This is a genomic window from Bradyrhizobium sp. LeoA1Lang, from assembly GCF_055413685.1.
In genome coordinates this window covers 21,503-38,121 of sequence record NZ_JBVAPG010000014.1, presented here as the reverse complement: position 1 = coordinate 38,121, position 16,619 = coordinate 21,503, and the positions used below count along the sequence as shown (strand labels likewise).

Genomic DNA, 16,619 nt, shown 5'->3' with positions numbered 1-16,619 from the left:
AGACGTATTGCTTCGTCGCTTAGCTCTTCGCAATGATGATGTGAGCTGAGCTAGGGCAGGAGACATTCCCCACATGGCATCCGGCAACCGACTGAGTCCGATCCCGCATCCGCCGACCATGCCCGTGGTCGGCAACATGCTGTCGCTGGATTCGGCCGCGCCGGTGCAGCATCTGGTGCGGCTCGCCAAGGAGCTCGGACCGATCTACTGGCTCGACATGATGGGCGCCCCGCTCGTGATCGTCTCCGGCCACGATCTGGTCGACGAGCTCTCCGACGAAAAACGCTTCGACAAGGCGGTGCGCGGCTCGCTGCGGCGCGTGCGCGCGGTCGGCGGCGATGGCCTGTTCACCGCCGACACCAAGGAGCCGAACTGGAGCAAGGCGCACAACATCCTGCTGCAGCCGTTCGGCAACCGTGCCATGCAGTCCTATCATCCGAGCATGGTCGATATCGCCGAGCAGCTCGTGAAGAAATGGGAGCGGCTCAACGCCGACGAGGAGATCGACGTCGTCCACGACATGACGGCGTTGACGCTCGACACCATCGGGCTCTGCGGCTTCGACTACCGCTTCAATTCGTTCTATCGCCGCGACTACCATCCCTTCGTGGAGTCGCTGGTGCGCTCGCTCGAGACCATCATGATGACCCGCGGCCTGCCGCTCGAACGGCTGTGGATGCAGAAGCGGCGCAAGGCGCTCACTGAGGACGTCGCCTTCATGAACAGGATGGTCGACGAGATCATCGCCGAGCGCAGGCGGAGCCAGGACGATGCCGGCGAGGGCCAGAAGGACATGCTGGCCGCGATGATGACCGGCGTCGACCGCGTCACCGGCGAGCAGCTCGACGATGTCAACATCCGCTACCAGATCAACACATTCCTGATCGCGGGCCATGAGACCACGAGCGGCCTGCTGTCGAGCACGATCTATGCGCTGTTGAAACACCCCGAGGTGCTGAAGAAGGCCTATGAAGAGGTCGACCGCGTGCTCGGCCCCGATATCAACGCCAAGCCGACCTATCAGCAGGTCACCCAGCTCACCTACATCACGCAAGTCCTGAAAGAGGCGCTGCGGCTATGGCCGCCGGCGCCGGCCTATGGCATCGCACCGCTGCAGGATGAGACCATCGGCGGCAAGTACAAGCTGAAGAAGAATACCTTCATCACTGTCCTCGTGATGGTGCTGCACCGCGATCCCAGGGTCTGGGGTCCGCATCCGGACGTCTTCGATCCCGAGAATTTCAGCCGCGAGGCCGAGGCCAAGCGGCCGATCAATGCCTGGAAGCCGTTCGGCAACGGCCAGCGCGCCTGCATCGGCCGCGGCTTCGCGATGCATGAGGCGGCGCTCGCGCTCGGCATGATCCTGCAGCGCTTCAAGCTGATCGACGTGCATCGCTACCAGATGCATCTGAAGGAAACCCTGACGATCAAGCCCGAAGGGTTCAAGATCAAGGTGCGACCGCGCGAGGACAGGGAACGCGGCGCCTTCGCTGGAGTGGCCGCGGCAGCGTCGGCCGCGCCAAGGGCGCCGCGGCCGAAACCGCGCCTTGGGCACAACACGCCGATGCTGGTGCTCTATGGCTCCAACCTCGGCTCGGCCGAGGAACTGGCGACGCGGATGGCCGATCTCGCCGAGGTCAATGGCTTCGACACCAGGCTCGGTCCGCTCGACGACTATGTCGGCAAGCTGCCGAAGGAAGGCGGCGTCCTGATCATCTGCGCCTCCTACAATGGCGCGCCGCCGGACAACGCGACGGAGTTCGTCAAATGGCTCGGCAGCGATCTGCCGAAGGACGCGTTTGCCGGCGTGCGCTACGCGGTGTTCGGCTGCGGCAACAGCGATTGGGCGGCGACGTACCAGTCGGTGCCGCGGTTGATCGACGAGCAGCTCACCGCCCACGGCGCCCGCGCCGTCTATCCGCGCGGCGAGGGCGACGCTAGGGCGGATCTCGACGGTCAGTTCCAGAAATGGTTTCCGGCCGCCGCGCAGGTCGCGACCAAGGAATTCGGGATCGATTGGAACTTCACCCGCACGCCAGAGGACGAGCCGCTCTATGCGGTCGAGCCGGTGGCGCCGACCTCGGTCAACACCATCGTCGCGCAAGGCGGCGCGGTGGCGATGAAGGTGCTGGAAAATGCGGAATTGCAGAACAAGTCCGGCGCCAATCCGTCCGAGCGTTCGACGCGGCACATCGAGGTGCAGCTACCGCCCGGCATCACCTACCGCGTCGGCGATCACTTGAGCGTGGTGCCGCGCAACGATCCGACGCTGGTGGACCAGGTCGCGCGCCGCTTCGGCTTCCTGCCCGCGGACCAGATCAGGCTGCAGGTGACGGAAGGCCGCCGCGCGCAACTACCGGTCGGCGATGCGATATCGGTCGGGCGACTGCTCACCGAGTTCGTGGAGCTGCAGCAGGTCGCGACCCGCAAGCAGATCCAGGTCATGGCCGAGCATACGCGCTGCCCGATCACGAAGCCGAAGCTGCTCGCCTATGTCGGCGACGACGATGCATCCGGTGAACGTTACCGCAGCGAGGTGATGCGCAAGTGCAAATCGGTGTTCGATCTCCTGGAGGAACATCCGGCCTGCGAATTGCCGTTCCACATCTATCTCGAAATGCTGTCGCTGCTGGCGCCGCGTTACTATTCGATCTCGTCCTCGCCGTCAGGCGATCCCGCGCGCTGCAGCGTCACTGTCGGCGTGGTGGAGGCGCCGGCAAGTTCGGGCCGCGGCATCTACAAGGGTATCTGCTCGAACTATCTTTCCGGCCGCCGCGTCGGCGACACCATTTATGCCACCGTGCGCGAGACCAAGGCCGGCTTCCGGTTGCCGGACGATGCGTCGGTGCCGCTGATCATGATCGGCCCCGGCACGGGCCTGGCGCCGTTCCGCGGCTTCCTGCAGGAGCGCGCGCATCGGAAGTCGCAAGGCGCCAATCTCGGGCCGGCAATGCTGTTCTTCGGCTGCCGCCATCCCGATCAGGATTTCATCTATGCCGATGAGCTGAAGGCGTTCGCGGCCGATGGTGTCACTGAGCTGCACACCGCGTTCTCGCGCCTCAACGGCTCCAAGACCTACGTGCAGGACCTGGTTGCCGCGCAGAAGAACCGCGTCTGGGACCTGATCGGGAAGGGCGCGATCATCTATGTCTGCGGCGACGGCAGCAAAATGGAGCCGGACGTCAAGGCGACCTTGATGTCGATCCATCGCGAGCACAACGGTGACAATGCCGACGCGGCCACGCGCTGGATCGAGGACCTCGGCGCGAAGAACCGCTACGTGCTCGACGTCTGGGCAGGCGGATAGCCCACAAATTGTAGGGTGGGCAAAGCGAAGCGTGCCCACCATTGCGAGTAGAATGCTGGACGGTGGGCACGCTTCGGTTTGCCCACCCTACGCAGCTTGGTCGGTACCGACAATTCGACGTCACGCCGCCTTTGCCGCAGCCCCATGTGCGTGCTGGTCGATGGCGTCGATGATCTCCGGCCACATCGGGATCGGCAATGCGTGACCCATGCCGTCGATCATCAGGAGCTTAGCGCCCGGGATCGACGCCGCGGTGTCCTTGCCGCCGGCCGGGTGCACCAGCGGATCGACGGTGCCGTGGATGACGAGCGTCGGCGCTTTCACCGCGCTCAGGCGTTGCTTGCGGCTACCGGAGGCGAGAATGGCGCGGAGCTGGCGGCCGACGCCGGCGGGATTGAGGCCGCGTTCATAGGTGCGCAGCGCCCGCGAACGATCGAGCGCCTCGTCCTCCGGGAAGGAACCGACGCGCAGGATCTTCCAGGTCTTGGCGAAGCGCTCGACAAATTCGTCCTTCGTCCTTGGCGGCGGCGCCATCAGTACCGCGCCGGCCTCGCGAGTCGGCGGCGGGATCTTCGGATTGCCTGTCGTCGACATGATCGAGGTGAGCGAGCGCACCGCCTGCGGAAAGGAGATCGCGACTTCCTGCGCGATCATGCCGCCCATGGAGGCGCCGACCAGATGCGCTGACTTCAGCCCGAGCCCATCCATCAGGCCGACGGTGTCCTTGGCCATGTCGATCAGTCTGTAGGGTGCGGCGACGGGGATCCCGAACAGACGCAGTCTCAGCATTTCGAACGCCGTCAGCCGCTTGCCGCCTGTGAGCTTGCCGGATTGGCCGATGTCGCGGTTGTCGAAGCGGATCACGCGAAAGCCGCGCGCGGCAAGCTGTTCGCAGAATTCGTCGTCCCAATGGATCATCTGGGCGCCGAGCCCCATGATCAGCAGCATCGGTTCGGCGCTCTCGTCGCCAAAGATCTCGTAGCAGATGTCGATGCCATTGGCGCGGATCATCTGCGGCGGCCGGTGGGCGAGGGTGGTCACGGGGCGTCCTCGGCTGGGTTCTCGAGCAACCACTCTATGCCACGCTTTGCCGCGGCGCAGAAGCTTTCTGGCGCGGCGTCCAATGTCAACTTGGGTTGACCGGCTGCCTGCAACGGTGTGGTATGGAGAGCAAAGAGAGGCGTGGCAAGCGCTCGTAACCATTTGGGAGAGCGCCAATGGCCGACAAGGGCAACGATCCCGCCGTTATCTGGCAGACGATGATCGGCGAGATGGAAAAGGGATTCAATTCCTTCGCCAACAAGGCAATGGGAACGCCGGAATTCAGCCGGCTGGTGAACCAGGCCGGCGGCGTCGCGGCCGGTGCGCAGAAGCAGTTCGTCGAGTTCATGGAGAAGTATCTCGTGAGCATGAACCTGCCGAGCCGGGCGCAGCTCGTCGGCATGGCCGAGCGCCTGCAATCGATCGAGGGCCAGCTCAACGAGATCAAGGCGATGCTCAACCAGATGAACCGCAGCGCAGGCAATGCGGAAAGCGCGACAGCCAGCAAGCCGCGGCCGCCGCGTACCAAACGTCCGCCTGCGGAGAAAGCGCAAAAATGAACGCGCCTTCAATGGATGCGTCCTTGGGGATCGATGCAGCGTCGATCGCGGAGCGCATTCAGTCTGAGGTGCAGCGCGCGATCCAGCGCAGCATCAAGGGCGTCGAATATCTGTCGACCTCCGGCCCTGCGCTCGGCTCCACGCCAAAGGACGTGCTGGCCAGCCGCGGAACCATGCAGCTCTACCACTACCGACCGCTGGCGGACGAAATCTACCGCGTGCCGGTCCTGATCGTGATGGCCACGACCAATCGCGGCTATATCCTCGACATGGTGCCGGGACAGAGCTTCATCGAATTCCTGCTCAAGCGTGGCTACGACGTCTACATGCTCGACTGGACCGCGCCGAAACCGGAAGAGAAGAATCTCAGGATGGAGGACTACGTCCTCGACTTCATTCCGGACTGTGTCCGCCGGGTGCAGCAGGATTCCGGCGAGACCGATGTCTCCGTCATCGGTTATTGCTTCGGCGGCGTGCTGTCGCTGCTTTATGGCTCGATCTTCCACGACGGGCCGATGAAGAATTTGATCTGCTTCACCACGCCGATCGACTTCCGCGAGATGACGCTGTTCTCGAACTTCTCCGACCGGCGCTATTTCGACGTCGACCGCCTGATCGACAGCGTCGGCAACATGCCGCCCGAACTGATCCTGTCGTCGTTCGAGATGCTGCGGCCGGCCTCGCGCGCGGCAAGCCAGGTGCAGCTCTGGGACAACATCTGGAACGACGAGTTCGTGAAGTCGTACCGGATGTTCGACCGCTGGGCGACCGACACGCTGCCGCTCGCCGGTGACTATTTCCGGACCATCACCAAGGACCTGATGTGGGACAACAAGCTCTATAACGACGCCATGTCGGTCGGCGGGCGCGCGGCGAAGCTTGCGAACGTCAAGGTGCCGATCCTGCACGCGGTCGCCGAGCATGATCACATCGTGCCTTATGAGGCGGCGCAACACCTGATCGCGAAAGTCGGCTCGACCGACAAGGAGGAGGTGGTCCTCAAAGGTGGCCATGTCAGCCTCGTTGCCGGCGCCAATGCGATCAAGCGGCTGTGGCCGAAACTGGATTCCTGGCTGGGGATGCGATCGACATGAGTGAGACACGTTCCGATCCACAGCGCGTCAAGACCGAGGCCGGCGAGATCGAATTCCGCCTGATGTCGCGCGCCGATGAAGCCGCGGTGCTGGCTTTCGCGCAAAAGCTGCCGACGCATGATTTGCTGTTCCTGCCGCGCAATATCAGCGAACCGAAGGTGCTTTCGGCGTGGCTCAACGAGATCGACCGCGGCGACATCGTGAGCCTGCTTGCGCTGAGGGATGGCCTTGTGGTCGGTTGCGGCACGCTGGTGCGCGACCGCCACTCCTGGTCGCCCCATGTCGGTGAGATCCGGATGGTGGTATCCTTGGACGTCCGCGGGCAGGGTGTGGGGCGGGCGCTGTCGCAGGAGACTTTTGCCATTGCGCTCAGCGCTGGCCTCGAGAAGCTCTCGGTACAGATGACGGTCGACCAACGGGGCGCGATTGCTTTGTTCGAGGGCCTCGGCTTCCGGGCCGAGGCGCTGCTGCGAGACCACGTCCGGGATGCCGCCGGCGCGACCCATGACATCGTCGTGCTCGGGCACAATGTGGCGCAGGTTCGGGCACAGATGGAGGCCTACGGCCTGCCGGGGGCGGTCGAGCCGCAGGTTTGACCAGCCTGCCGCCCGCCGGACGTGCAGATCGCCTGACATTATGACCGTTCACGGATTTGTGATATTGCATCGCAACATGGATATTGCGATGCACCATTAACCATGGCATAAGGATGACGCCCTGGGCCAGATTTGGACGGGGTGAGCCCATAGCTCTAACCGAGGATGGAGAGACCCTATGACCACCGAGACCAATTCCGTGTTTGATAGCGTCAAGCAGGCCTTTGCGCCTGTGACTGAAGCTTTCAACAAGCTGCAGAACCTGGAAGTGCCGGAAGCCGCCCGTGAGTTCGTGAAGAAGCAGGCCGAGACCGCCAAGGTTCGTGCCGCCGACCTGCACGCCGGCTCGGAGAAGGTGACCGCCGTGATCGAATCCGCCGTTGCCGGTTCGGTTTCCGAGGCCGCCAAGATCAGCCGCAATATCCAGGAGGCGTTCTATCAGGACGCGGAAGCGTTCTTCAACGGTATCGACAAGCTGGCTTCCGCCAAGTCGCTGAACGAAGCGGTGCAGATCCAGTCGGACCTGGTGCGTGCGCGCGGCGAAGTGTTCGTCTCGCGGACCAAGGCTGCGACCGAATATGTCGGCAAGCTCGTCACCGAAGGTGCGAAGTCCGCGCAGGACAATTTCGCCAAGGTCTACACCAAGACCGCCTGATTGCGTCAAGCCTACCAACTTTGGTTTTCCGAAGGGCCCGCCGGTTGCGGGCCTTCTTTTTTGAGTTCCGTTTCCATACATCGTCGATGTTGCGCTCTCCGTCATTGCGAGGAGCGGTAGCGACGAAGCAATCCATCTCTCCCGCGTTGAGACATGGATTGCTTCGCTTCGCTCGCAATGACGGCTACTGTGTCTCGACATGAATCTTTGCGCGAAAGCGTCATGACCCTTCCCGCCACCTTCACCATCGCCACTCCCGCCGACGCGATCCGCGCGGCGGAGTTGCGGCGCGTGAAGTGGCTGGCGACCGGGGTGTTAGCTGCGACGTTCGTGCTGTTCCTCGTCGCGAAAGCGCTGTTGCCCGTGCATCCCGTCTTCGGCTTCATCGCGGCGTTTGCAGAGGCTGCCACGATCGGCGGGCTCGCCGACTGGTATGCGGTGGTCGCCTTGTTCAAGCGTCCCCTGGGATTGCCGATCCCGCACACCGCGATCATCCAGAGCAATCAGGGCCGCATCGCCGAGAAGCTCGGCGAATTCATCGAGAAGAATTTCCTCGAAGCAGGGCCGGTGGAGGCCAAGCTGCGCGAGATCGATTTCGGCGCCTTCATCGCCGACTGGCTGCGCGACCGCAAGCGCTCGACCGATCTCGCCCGCTTCGTGCTGGGCCTTTTGCCGGAGGCGTTTTCGGCGACGGAGAATTCGGGGTTGATGAAGTTCGTCAGCCGCCGTGTCACCGCGCAACTGCTGGCGATCGATCTGGCGCCGCTTGCCGCCGGCACGCTACGCGGCTTTGTGCAGGAGGGAAAGCACGAGGGCCTGCTCGACGACATCCTGCGCGTCCTGCACCAGACGCTGACGACGAAGGAGACCATGGCTGTCATCCGCGACAAGGTCCGCGCGGAAATGCCGACGCTCTTGAGACTCTACCGCGCCGACAAATTTGTCGTGAACCGGATCATCGCGTCCGCGACGAAATTCTTCGAGGAGGTCCGCGACGATCCGAAGCATCCGTTCCGCGGCGAGTTCGACCGCATGCTGCTGTCGTTCGTCGAGCGGCTCGGCAGCGATCGCGCTTTTGCCGATCGCATCAACCGATTGAAGCGCGATCTGTTGGCGAGGCCGGAGCTGGGAGGCCTCGCGCGCAACATCTGGTCGAACCTGAAGGACTTCATCGAGCGCAGCGCCTCGGGAGAGACGCAGGTGCTGCAGCAGTATCTGGCCAGGATGTTCGTGGAGGCGGGCGAGGCGCTGGCCGGCGACGCCGAGTTGCGCGCCGAGATCAACGAGGGATTGGTCGCGATCCTCCGGACCGTGGTCGCCGACCAGAAGAGCGGCGTTTCGACCTTCATCGCCGATCAGATGAAGGCCTGGGACATGCAGCAATTGATCTCTCTGCTCGAGATCAATGTCGGCAGGGACCTGCAATATATCCGCTTCAACGGCTCGCTGATCGGCGGCCTTGCCGGATTGATCCTGTACACCATCGAATACCTGCTGCGGCTGGTGTGACCGATCGGGCACGCGGGCGCTTTTTGTTGTGATCTGTGTGATCTGGTTCGCTTGAAAGAACAGGACCGTTTCCCTAGCTTTAATTGCCCGTTGATCCATTGGCCGGCTGCTGCAACGCGAAGGCCGGCGCGAAGGAGATAGCATGTCCCTTGCCGCAGAGACGCTTCGCCCGCCGTCCAGGACGCTGATGCTGTTGGAAGGGCGCGCCATCCATGAACTCGGCGCCTTCCTCGGCGCCCTGCCGCTGTTGAGCCTCGCGCCGCGCGGCGATGGTCATCCGGTGCTGGTGCTGCCGGGACTGGTCGCATCGGATCTCTCGACACGGCCATTGCGCGAGTTCCTGAGCAGCAAGGGTTATGCGGTGAGCGGCTGGCGCCAGGGCCGCAATCTCGGCCTGCGTACGGGCGTGCAGCAGGGGATGGTCGATCTCGTGCAGGAGATGAACGACAGCCATGGCCGCAAGGTCTCGCTCGTCGGCTGGAGCCTTGGCGGCCTCTATGCGCGCCAGCTCGCCAAGATGATGCCCGAGCGCGTGCGCCAGGTGATCACGCTCGGCAGCCCATTCGCCGCCGGGCCGAAATCGACCAACGCCTGGCGCGTCTACGAGATCGCGAGCGGCCGCCGCGCCGAAGAAGAGGATCCACGCTTCGGCGGATCGCTGGCCGGCGCGCCTCCGGTGCCGACCTCGGCGATCTTCAGCCGCACCGATGGCATCTGCGCCTGGCAGGGCTGCCGCGAACAGGCCTCGGCGATGTCGGAAAGCATCGAGGTCGAAAGCAGCCATTGCGGCATGGGCCACCATCCCGCCGCCGTCTACGCCGTCGCCGATCGTCTGGCGCAGCGCGAAGGGGAGTGGGCGCCGTTCGATCGGAGCGGCTGGCGCGCCATGGTTTATCCTGATCCGAACCGGTAGATTCCGGGCCTCATGGTTCTCAAGGCGATGCGAAGCATCGTCCGGAGACGCGCGTACCGCGCTCCTCATCATGAGGGTCTGACAGCTTGCACCTCCGCCAGACCTCATCCTGAGGAGGCCGCCTAGCGGCCGTCTCGAAGGATGAAGCCCCACCGCCCACCACAAGCAACGTTGTCGCACCCGCGCGAAACGCGGTATGCGTGGACGCATGCCGCAGCCGCTTGACCGCATCATCGACCAGTTGAAGCGCGAACCGTCGCGCACCGGCTCCATCGTCATCACCGTGTTCGGCGATGCTATCGTCCCGCGCGGCGGCTGCGTGTGGCTCGGCACGCTCCTGGATTTCTTCGCCTTCCTCGACATCGATGGCGGCGTGGTGCGAACCGCGATGTCGCGGCTCGCCGCCGACGGCTGGCTCGAGCGCAACAAGGTCGGCCGCAACAGCTTCTACCGATTGAATGAGAGAGGGCGGCAAACCTTCGACACCGCGACCAGGCATATCTACGACCCGCCGCCGTCGGACTGGACCGGGCGTTTCGAATTGCTGCTGATCGGCAATGGCGAGAATCGCGACGCCGCGCGCGAGGCGCTGAAGAACGCCGGCTTTGGCAGTCCGCTGCCGGGCGTGTGGGTCGCGCCGTCGGGCGTGCCGATCCCCGATGAGGCCTCTAGCGCCATCCGTCTGGAAGTCTCGGCCGAAGATGAAAACGGGCGGCGACTGCTCAGCGAGAGCTGGCCGCTCGATCGCACCGCGGATGCCTATCAGAAATTCATCAGGACGTTCGAGCCGCTGCGCGGCTGGCTTGCGCGCGGCGAGGAACTCACGGATGCCGACGCTTTCACCGCCCGCATCCTCCTGATCCACTACTACCGCCGCGTGGTGCTGCGCGATCCGCTGCTGCCGACGGCGCTGTTGCCAAGGGATTGGCCCGGGAGTGCAGCGCGGAATCTCTGCGGAGAAATCTATCGCGGCGTGCTTGCCTTGTCGGAACAATGGCTTGACCGGCACGCGACCACCGAGGATGGGCCGTTGCCGAAGCCCAGCGTGGAACTTTCCCGGCGTTTCGAGGGCGCTTGAATATGTTACAAGAATGCTTGCAAGAATGGGAATTTTGATATAGATCAAGGACAATAAAATTCGGGAGGTCGGCCATGTACACGCAGGCGCTGAATACGTCTGACGCAGATGACCGCAATGTCGAGGACACTACACGCGCCGCCGCGTTTCAGGCGCGCATCGATGCCGACGATCGCATCGAGCCGAACGACTGGATGCCCGCGGCCTATCGCAAGACGCTGACGCGGCAGATTTCCCAGCACGCGCATTCCGAAATCGTCGGCATGCTGCCTGAGGGCAACTGGATCACGCGCGCGCCGACACTGCGCCGCAAGGCTGCGCTATTGGCAAAAGTACAGGACGAATGCGGCCACGGGCTCTACCTCTACGCCGCCGCCGAGACGCTCGGCACCTCGCGCGAAGAGCTCGTCGACGCGATGCTGACGGGCAAGGCCAAGTATTCCTCGATCTTCAACTATCCGACGCTGACCTGGGCCGACATCGGCACCATCGGCTGGCTGGTCGACGGCGCGGCGATCATGAACCAGATCCCGCTGTGCCGCTGCTCCTACGGCCCTTACGCGCGGGCGATGATCCGCGTTTGCAAGGAGGAGTCGTTCCATCAGCGCCAGGGCTTCGAGATCATGCTGACGCTGTGCCGGGGCACCGACGAGCAGAAGGCGATGGCGCAGGATGCGCTGAACCGGTGGTGGTGGCCGGTCCTGATGATGTTCGGTCCGCCCGACAAGGTGAGCCAGCACAGCGACACCTCGACCAAATGGAAGATCAAGCGTTTCTCCAACGACGAGTTGCGGCAGAAATTCGTCGATGCGACCGTGCCGCAGGCGCAGTTCCTGGGCCTCACCATTCCCGATCCCAAGATGAAGCAGGACGAGGCCGGCCAGTGGGTGCCGGGCCCGATCGACTGGGACGAATTCAAGCAGGTGCTCGCGGGCAACGGCCCCTGCAACCGTGATCGTCTCGCGGCGCGCCGCAAGGCGCATGACGCGGGCGCCTGGGTGCGCGAGGCGGCGGCTGCTTACGCCGAGAAGCGCAAGCGCCGGCAGTTCGCACAGGCAGCCGAATAAAGGAGGCCGAGATGGCCACGCCGAATAGTCCGCTCTGGGAAGTCTTCATCCGCAGCCGCAACGGGCTTGCGCACAAGCATGTCGGCTCCCTGCATGCCGCCGACGCCACGCTCGCGCTGCAGGCCGCGCGCGACATCTACACCCGCCGCGGCGAGGGCCTGTCGATCTGGGTGGTGCCGTCGAATGCGATCACGGCCTCCGACCCGGCCGAGAAGGGCATGATGTTCGAGCCGGCGGAGTCGAAGATTTACCGGCACCCGACATTTTACGATGTGCCCGAGGAAGTCGGACATATGTAACTCACTCTCTCCCCTCATGGTGAGGAGCGCGAAGCGCGTCTCGAACCATGAGGCCCCGATGGTGCCCCGCGGCCCATCCTTCGAGACGCGCTCCGCGCTCCTCAGGATGAGGTTAGCGCAAGTGGATGCAGGTAGATCGACATGGCCGTTGCAAATGTTGAAATTTCCGAAACGCCGCTCGTGCTCCACACGCTGCGGCGCGCTGACGATGCGCTGATCCTCGGCCACCGTCTGTCGGAATGGTGCGGACACGCGCCAACGCTGGAAGAGGACATGGCGCTTGCCAATATGGGGCTCGACCTCCTCGGACAGGCGCGCGAGCTTTATACTTACGCCGCCAAGGTCGAGGGCAAGGACAACGACGAGGACAAGTTCGCCTATCTGCGCGACGTCAGGCAGTATCGTAATCTCCTCCTGGTCGAGCAGCCGAACGGCGATTTCGCCCGCACCATGGTGCGACAGTTCTTTTATGCTGCCTTCGCCGATCTCTACTGGCGCGCGATGATGCAGTCGAAGGATGCGACGCTCGCGGCAATCGCGGCGAAATCCGAGAAGGAGAGCGCCTATCATGTCCGGCATTCGTCGGAATGGATCATCCGCCTCGGCGACGGCACCGAGGAAAGCCACCGCCATGCGCAGACCGCGATCGACGATCTCTGGTCCTTCACCGGCGAGATGTTCGCCGTCGACGGCTCTGAGCGCGGCCTGATCGACACCGGTATCGCAGTCGACCCGGCGCCGCTGCATCCGCAATGGCTGAAGACGATCACCGCTGTGGTGAACGAGGCGACGCTTCGCTTACCCCAGAGCAATTGGATGCAGCAGGGTGGCCGCAGCGGCCGGCACAGTGAGCATCTCGGCCATCTCCTCAGCGAACTGCAGTCGCTGCAGCGAACGTTTCCGGGGGCGACATGGTGACCGCTGTCATCAGCGACGCCGATCTGCGCCGGCGCGCCTGGGACGTGGCTGCGCAGGTGGTCGATCCCGAGATACCCGTGCTGACCATCGCCGATCTTGGCGTGCTGCGCGATGTCGCAGTTCATGACGGGCAGGTCGAGGTCGCGATCACGCCGACCTATTCCGGCTGCCCCGCCATGAACATGATTGCGCTGGAGATCGAGCTAGCGCTGGAGCGCGAAGGCATTCGCGGCCCGAAAATCCGCACTGTGCTGTCGCCGGCCTGGACCACCGACTGGATGAGCGAGGACGGCCGCCGCAAGCTGAAGGAGTACGGCATCGTACCGCCGCTGCCCGGCAGCTCGCGCCGCGCGCTGTTCGGCCAGCAACAGGTGCCGTGTCCGCAATGCGGTTCTGAAGACACCGAACTTCTGTCCGAATTCGGCTCGACCTCCTGCAAGGCGCTGTGGCGCTGCAGGAGCTGCCGCGAACCGTTCGATTATTTCAAGTGTCATTGACCATGTCGCTCGCACCCCGCTTCCATCGCCTTGCCGTCCACGACCTGCGCCGCGAGACCGCGGACGCGATATCGATGACGTTTGCGATCCCGAAGGAGCTCGCAAGCGATTATAGCTTTGCGCCCGGCCAATACCTGACCCTGCGCACGATGCTGGACGGCGAGGAAGTGCGCCGATCCTATTCGATCTGTTCCGGCCCCGATGATGGCGAGCTGCGCATCGCCGTGAAAAAGGTCGATGGCGGCGCGTTTTCGAACTGGGCCGCCGAAGACCTCAAAACGGGCGACGAGCTCGACGTGATGACGCCGACCGGCCGCTTCGGCGTTGCGCCGGCACCGGAGGAGGCGCGGATCTATGTCGGCTTTGCCGCGGGAAGCGGCATCACGCCGATCCTGTCGATCATCAAGGGCGTGCTGGCGTGCGAGCCGCAAAGCCGCTTCTTCCTGTTCTACGGCAATCGCTCGACCTCAGGCATGCTGTTCCTCGAAGAGCTGGAGGAATTGAAGGATCGCTTCATGCAGCGGTTTTCGCTGTTCCATGTGATCTCGGGCGAAGAGCAGGACATCCCGATCCTGCATGGCCGGCTCGATGGCGAGAAGGTGAGGGTGCTGTTGCGCTCGCTGGTGCCGGCCGCAAGTGTCGATCACGTCTTCATCTGCGGCCCGATCGGGATGAGCGAAGAGATCGAGGCAACCTGCCGTGAACTTGGCCTCGGCGATGACAAGATCCACGTCGAGCGTTTCGTCTCCGAGTTCGGCGGCAAGCCGCGGCCGAAAAAGATCGTGGAGCCGGGCGCGCCGCCGAAGGCGATGGCCTCGCTGATCATCGACGGCAAGCGCCGCGAGGTGCCGGTAGCGGATGGTGAAGCTATCCTCGACGCGGCGCTGCGCGCCGGTATCGACCTGCCCTTCGCCTGCAAGGGCGGCATGTGCTCGACCTGCCGCGCCAAGCTCGTCGAGGGCAAGGCGGAGATGGAGCTGAATTATTCGCTGGAGCCCTGGGAATTGCAGGCGGGCTTCATCCTGACCTGCCAGGCCCGGCCATGCTCGGACAAGGTCGTCGTAGATTACGACCACGTATAGAGCTTTAAGTCGCGTTGACACGCAGGGCAGTGCGTCTCACAAATAATGCCAAGAGGTCCATTCAACGGGCCCGGCGATAGGGAGTTGAACGTGAACGTCAAGGCCACGCTTTCGCCTGAAGACCTTGCGCGCGCCTGCGCCGAGGCGATGTGGAAGCAGGACGACGCCAGCAAGGGTCTCGGCATGGAGATCGTCGAGATCAAGCCGGGGCAGGCGACGCTCGCGATGACGATTGCGCCGCACATGGTCAACGGCCAGCGCATCGCCCATGGCGGCTTCATCTTCACGCTCGCCGATTCCGCGTTCGCCTTCGCCTGCAACAGCCACAATGAACGCGTTGTCGCCGCGCAAGGCAGCATCACCTTCATTCGCCCCGGCAAGCTCGGCGACCGCCTGATCGCCACCGCGCGCGAGATCTCGCGCAGCGGGCGATCCGGAATCTATGACGTCCGCGTCACAGCAGGCGATGATGTGATCGCCGAATTCCGCGGCCATTCGCGTGTGATCAGCGGCACCTGGCTGCCGACAGCGGACAACGAGACCAAGCAAAAATAGACGATCGAAGGAAACGCGCCATGGCCATGCCAAAGCTCAAGTCGACGGGAAGTGGTTACAGCGCTGAGATGGACGAGGCCGAGGGCGCCTCGCGCGATGCGATCATGGCGCTGCAGACCAAGCGGCTCGCGTGGTCGCTGCAGCACGCCTATGACAACGTCGCGCATTACAAGCGCGCCTTCGATGCGGCCGGCGTGCATCCGTCCGATTTCCGCGAGCTGTCCGACCTCGCGAAATTCCCGTTCACGGCCAAGACCGACCTGCGCGACAACTATCCGTTCAATATGTTCGCGGTGCCGCGCGAGAAGCTGGTGCGTATCCACGCTTCCTCCGGCACGACTGGCAAGCCGATCGTGGTCGGCTACACGCAGGCCGATATCGACATCTGGTCGGAGGTGATGGCGCGCTCGATCCGTGCCGCCGGCGGCCGCCGCGGCATGATCATCCACAATGCCTATGGCTATGGCCTGTTCACCGGCGGGCTCGGAGTGCATTACGGCGCCGAGCAGCTCGGCTGCACCGTGGTGCCGGTCTCCGGCGGCATGACCGAACGTCAGGTGCAGCTCATCAACGACTTCCGGCCCGACATCATCACGGTGACGCCGAGCTACATGCTGGCGATCCTGGACGAGTTCCGGCGGCAGCGGCTCGAGCCGCGACTATCGTCGCTGAAGTTCGGCATCTTCGGCGCCGAACCCTGGACCAACGCGATGCGCACGGAGATCGAGCACGCCTTCGATATGGACGCGACCGACATCTACGGCCTTTCCGAGGTGATCGGCCCGGGCGTCGCGCAGGAATGCGTGGAGAGCAAGGACGGCTTACACATCTGGGAGGATCATTTCTATCCCGAAGTGATCGATCCCGAGACCGGGCAAGTGTTGCCTGACGGCGAGAAGGGCGAACTGGTCTTCACCTCGCTCACCAAGGAAGCCTTCCCCGTGATCCGGTACCGCACCCGTGACCTGACGCGCCTATTGCCGGGCACCGCGCGGCCGGGCATGCGGCGGATGGAGAAAGTCACGGGACGCTCAGACGACATGATCATCCTGCGCGGCGTCAACGTGTTCCCGACCCAGATCGAGGAGGCGCTGCTCGCCACCGACTGGTGCGGCGGCCATTTCATCATCGAACTCTCGCGCGAAGGCCGCATGGACGAGATGACAGTGCTCGCCGAAGCCCGCCCCGAAAGCTGGGACGGCAGCGGCCTTGCCGCGCATGCCGAGAAAGTCTCGATCTTCATCAAGAACACAATCGGCATCACCGCACGCGTTCAAGCCGTCGCCCCCGAAACCCTCGAGCGCTCGCTCGGCAAGGCCAAACGGGTTTACGACAAGCGGCCGAGGGGGTAGCCGTCACCCCTCATGGTGAGGAGGCGCGCAAGCGCCGTCTCGAACCATGAGGCCCGGTTGGTGGCCACATCCTTCGAGACGCCGCTTTGCGGCTCC

16 protein-coding genes are annotated in these 16,619 nt (G+C 63.9%); 15 read left to right on the top strand and 1 reads right to left on the bottom strand.

The window, feature by feature from the left end; all coding sequences use genetic code 11:
- The first annotated feature begins 73 nt into the window (after positions 1–73).
- Positions 74–3,307: a bifunctional cytochrome P450/NADPH--P450 reductase gene (locus ACZYOF_RS07675; RefSeq protein ID WP_463715351.1), complete on the top strand. Its 3,234-nt coding sequence runs from the start codon at positions 74–76 to the stop codon at positions 3,305–3,307.
- A 120-nt stretch (positions 3,308–3,427) separates the two neighbouring features.
- On the opposite strand, the gene ACZYOF_RS07670 is transcribed toward ACZYOF_RS07675, so the two are convergent.
- Positions 3,428–4,348 (bottom strand): alpha/beta fold hydrolase, encoded by a 921-nt coding sequence (locus ACZYOF_RS07670; RefSeq protein WP_282529549.1) that lies wholly within the window; start codon positions 4,346–4,348, stop codon positions 3,428–3,430.
- Positions 4,349–4,524: 176 nt separating this feature from the next.
- Here ACZYOF_RS07670 and ACZYOF_RS07665 point away from each other — a divergent pair, with 176 nt between their 5' ends.
- From ACZYOF_RS07665 to paaK, 14 genes are all read left to right on the top strand, one after another.
- The gene (locus ACZYOF_RS07665; RefSeq protein WP_463715350.1) at positions 4,525–4,908 is read left to right on the top strand and encodes a hypothetical protein; all 384 of its coding nucleotides are present in this window, start codon (positions 4,525–4,527) and stop codon (positions 4,906–4,908) included.
- A gap of 11 nt (positions 4,909–4,919) precedes the next feature.
- Positions 4,920–6,002: an alpha/beta fold hydrolase gene (locus tag ACZYOF_RS07660; protein ID WP_463715382.1), complete on the top strand. Its 1,083-nt coding sequence runs from the start codon at positions 4,920–4,922 to the stop codon at positions 6,000–6,002.
- Positions 5,999–6,598, top strand: coding sequence for an N-acetyltransferase family protein (locus tag ACZYOF_RS07655; RefSeq protein ID WP_463715349.1), 600 nt, complete (start codon positions 5,999–6,001; stop codon positions 6,596–6,598). The genes ACZYOF_RS07660 and ACZYOF_RS07655 overlap by 4 nt, the downstream gene beginning before the upstream one ends.
- Positions 6,599–6,776: 178 nt before the next feature.
- Positions 6,777–7,253, top strand: a complete 477-nt coding sequence (locus ACZYOF_RS07650) for a phasin (protein ID WP_463715348.1) — start codon at positions 6,777–6,779, stop codon at positions 7,251–7,253.
- A gap of 222 nt (positions 7,254–7,475) precedes the next feature.
- A complete protein-coding gene (locus tag ACZYOF_RS07645) occupies positions 7,476–8,762 on the top strand; it encodes a DUF445 domain-containing protein (RefSeq protein WP_463715347.1) in 1,287 nt (428 codons plus the stop codon).
- Positions 8,763–8,904: 142 nt separating this feature from the next.
- Positions 8,905–9,675, top strand: coding sequence for an esterase/lipase family protein (locus ACZYOF_RS07640; RefSeq protein WP_130580812.1), 771 nt, complete (start codon positions 8,905–8,907; stop codon positions 9,673–9,675).
- A gap of 208 nt (positions 9,676–9,883) precedes the next feature.
- A complete protein-coding gene (gene paaX, locus ACZYOF_RS07635; RefSeq protein WP_463715346.1) occupies positions 9,884–10,753 on the top strand; it encodes a phenylacetic acid degradation operon negative regulatory protein PaaX in 870 nt (289 codons plus the stop codon).
- 74 nt (positions 10,754–10,827) lie between these two features.
- Entirely contained in the window at positions 10,828–11,820 is a 993-nt protein-coding gene (gene paaA / locus ACZYOF_RS07630) for a 1,2-phenylacetyl-CoA epoxidase subunit PaaA (RefSeq protein WP_463715345.1), read from the top strand.
- An 11-nt stretch (positions 11,821–11,831) separates the two neighbouring features.
- Complete coding sequence (gene paaB, locus ACZYOF_RS07625) at positions 11,832–12,119, top strand: 1,2-phenylacetyl-CoA epoxidase subunit PaaB (protein WP_454630423.1); 288 nt, start codon at positions 11,832–11,834, stop codon at positions 12,117–12,119.
- A 141-nt stretch (positions 12,120–12,260) separates the two neighbouring features.
- Positions 12,261–13,037, top strand: a complete 777-nt coding sequence (gene paaC / locus ACZYOF_RS07620; protein ID WP_463715344.1) for a 1,2-phenylacetyl-CoA epoxidase subunit PaaC — start codon at positions 12,261–12,263, stop codon at positions 13,035–13,037.
- Positions 13,031–13,534, top strand: coding sequence for a 1,2-phenylacetyl-CoA epoxidase subunit PaaD (paaD, locus tag ACZYOF_RS07615; protein ID WP_463715343.1), 504 nt, complete (start codon positions 13,031–13,033; stop codon positions 13,532–13,534). The genes paaC and paaD overlap by 7 nt, the downstream gene beginning before the upstream one ends.
- Positions 13,535–13,536: 2 nt before the next feature.
- Positions 13,537–14,616 carry a 1,2-phenylacetyl-CoA epoxidase subunit PaaE gene (paaE, locus tag ACZYOF_RS07610; protein WP_463715342.1) on the top strand — a complete coding sequence of 360 codons (1,080 nt, stop codon included), beginning with the start codon at positions 13,537–13,539 and terminating at the stop codon, positions 14,614–14,616.
- 90 nt (positions 14,617–14,706) lie between these two features.
- Complete coding sequence (gene paaI / locus ACZYOF_RS07605) at positions 14,707–15,171, top strand: hydroxyphenylacetyl-CoA thioesterase PaaI (RefSeq protein ID WP_463715341.1); 465 nt, start codon at positions 14,707–14,709, stop codon at positions 15,169–15,171.
- 20 nt (positions 15,172–15,191) lie between these two features.
- Positions 15,192–16,523, top strand: a complete 1,332-nt coding sequence (paaK, locus tag ACZYOF_RS07600; protein ID WP_463715340.1) for a phenylacetate--CoA ligase PaaK — start codon at positions 15,192–15,194, stop codon at positions 16,521–16,523.
- Positions 16,524–16,619 lie beyond the last annotated feature (96 nt).

What these genes read in the sequence shown, in the direction of transcription:
- ACZYOF_RS07675 (WP_463715351.1), top strand. Translation starts at nt 74, where the DNA reads ATGGCATCCGGCAACCGACTGAGTCCGATCCCGCATCCGCCGACCATG.
- ACZYOF_RS07665 (WP_463715350.1), top strand. Translation starts at nt 4,525, where the DNA reads ATGGCCGACAAGGGCAACGATCCCGCCGTTATCTGGCAGACGATGATC.
- ACZYOF_RS07660 (WP_463715382.1), top strand. Translation starts at nt 4,920, where the DNA reads ATGGATGCGTCCTTGGGGATCGATGCAGCGTCGATCGCGGAGCGCATT.
- ACZYOF_RS07655 (WP_463715349.1), top strand. Translation starts at nt 5,999, where the DNA reads ATGAGTGAGACACGTTCCGATCCACAGCGCGTCAAGACCGAGGCCGGC.
- ACZYOF_RS07650 (WP_463715348.1), top strand. Translation starts at nt 6,777, where the DNA reads ATGACCACCGAGACCAATTCCGTGTTTGATAGCGTCAAGCAGGCCTTT.
- ACZYOF_RS07645 (WP_463715347.1), top strand. Translation starts at nt 7,476, where the DNA reads ATGACCCTTCCCGCCACCTTCACCATCGCCACTCCCGCCGACGCGATC.
- ACZYOF_RS07640 (WP_130580812.1), top strand. Translation starts at nt 8,905, where the DNA reads ATGTCCCTTGCCGCAGAGACGCTTCGCCCGCCGTCCAGGACGCTGATG.
- paaX (WP_463715346.1), top strand. Translation starts at nt 9,884, where the DNA reads ATGCCGCAGCCGCTTGACCGCATCATCGACCAGTTGAAGCGCGAACCG.
- paaA (WP_463715345.1), top strand. Translation starts at nt 10,828, where the DNA reads ATGTACACGCAGGCGCTGAATACGTCTGACGCAGATGACCGCAATGTC.
- paaB (WP_454630423.1), top strand. Translation starts at nt 11,832, where the DNA reads ATGGCCACGCCGAATAGTCCGCTCTGGGAAGTCTTCATCCGCAGCCGC.
- paaC (WP_463715344.1), top strand. Translation starts at nt 12,261, where the DNA reads ATGGCCGTTGCAAATGTTGAAATTTCCGAAACGCCGCTCGTGCTCCAC.
- paaD (WP_463715343.1), top strand. Translation starts at nt 13,031, where the DNA reads ATGGTGACCGCTGTCATCAGCGACGCCGATCTGCGCCGGCGCGCCTGG.
- paaE (WP_463715342.1), top strand. Translation starts at nt 13,537, where the DNA reads ATGTCGCTCGCACCCCGCTTCCATCGCCTTGCCGTCCACGACCTGCGC.
- paaK (WP_463715340.1), top strand. Translation starts at nt 15,192, where the DNA reads ATGGCCATGCCAAAGCTCAAGTCGACGGGAAGTGGTTACAGCGCTGAG.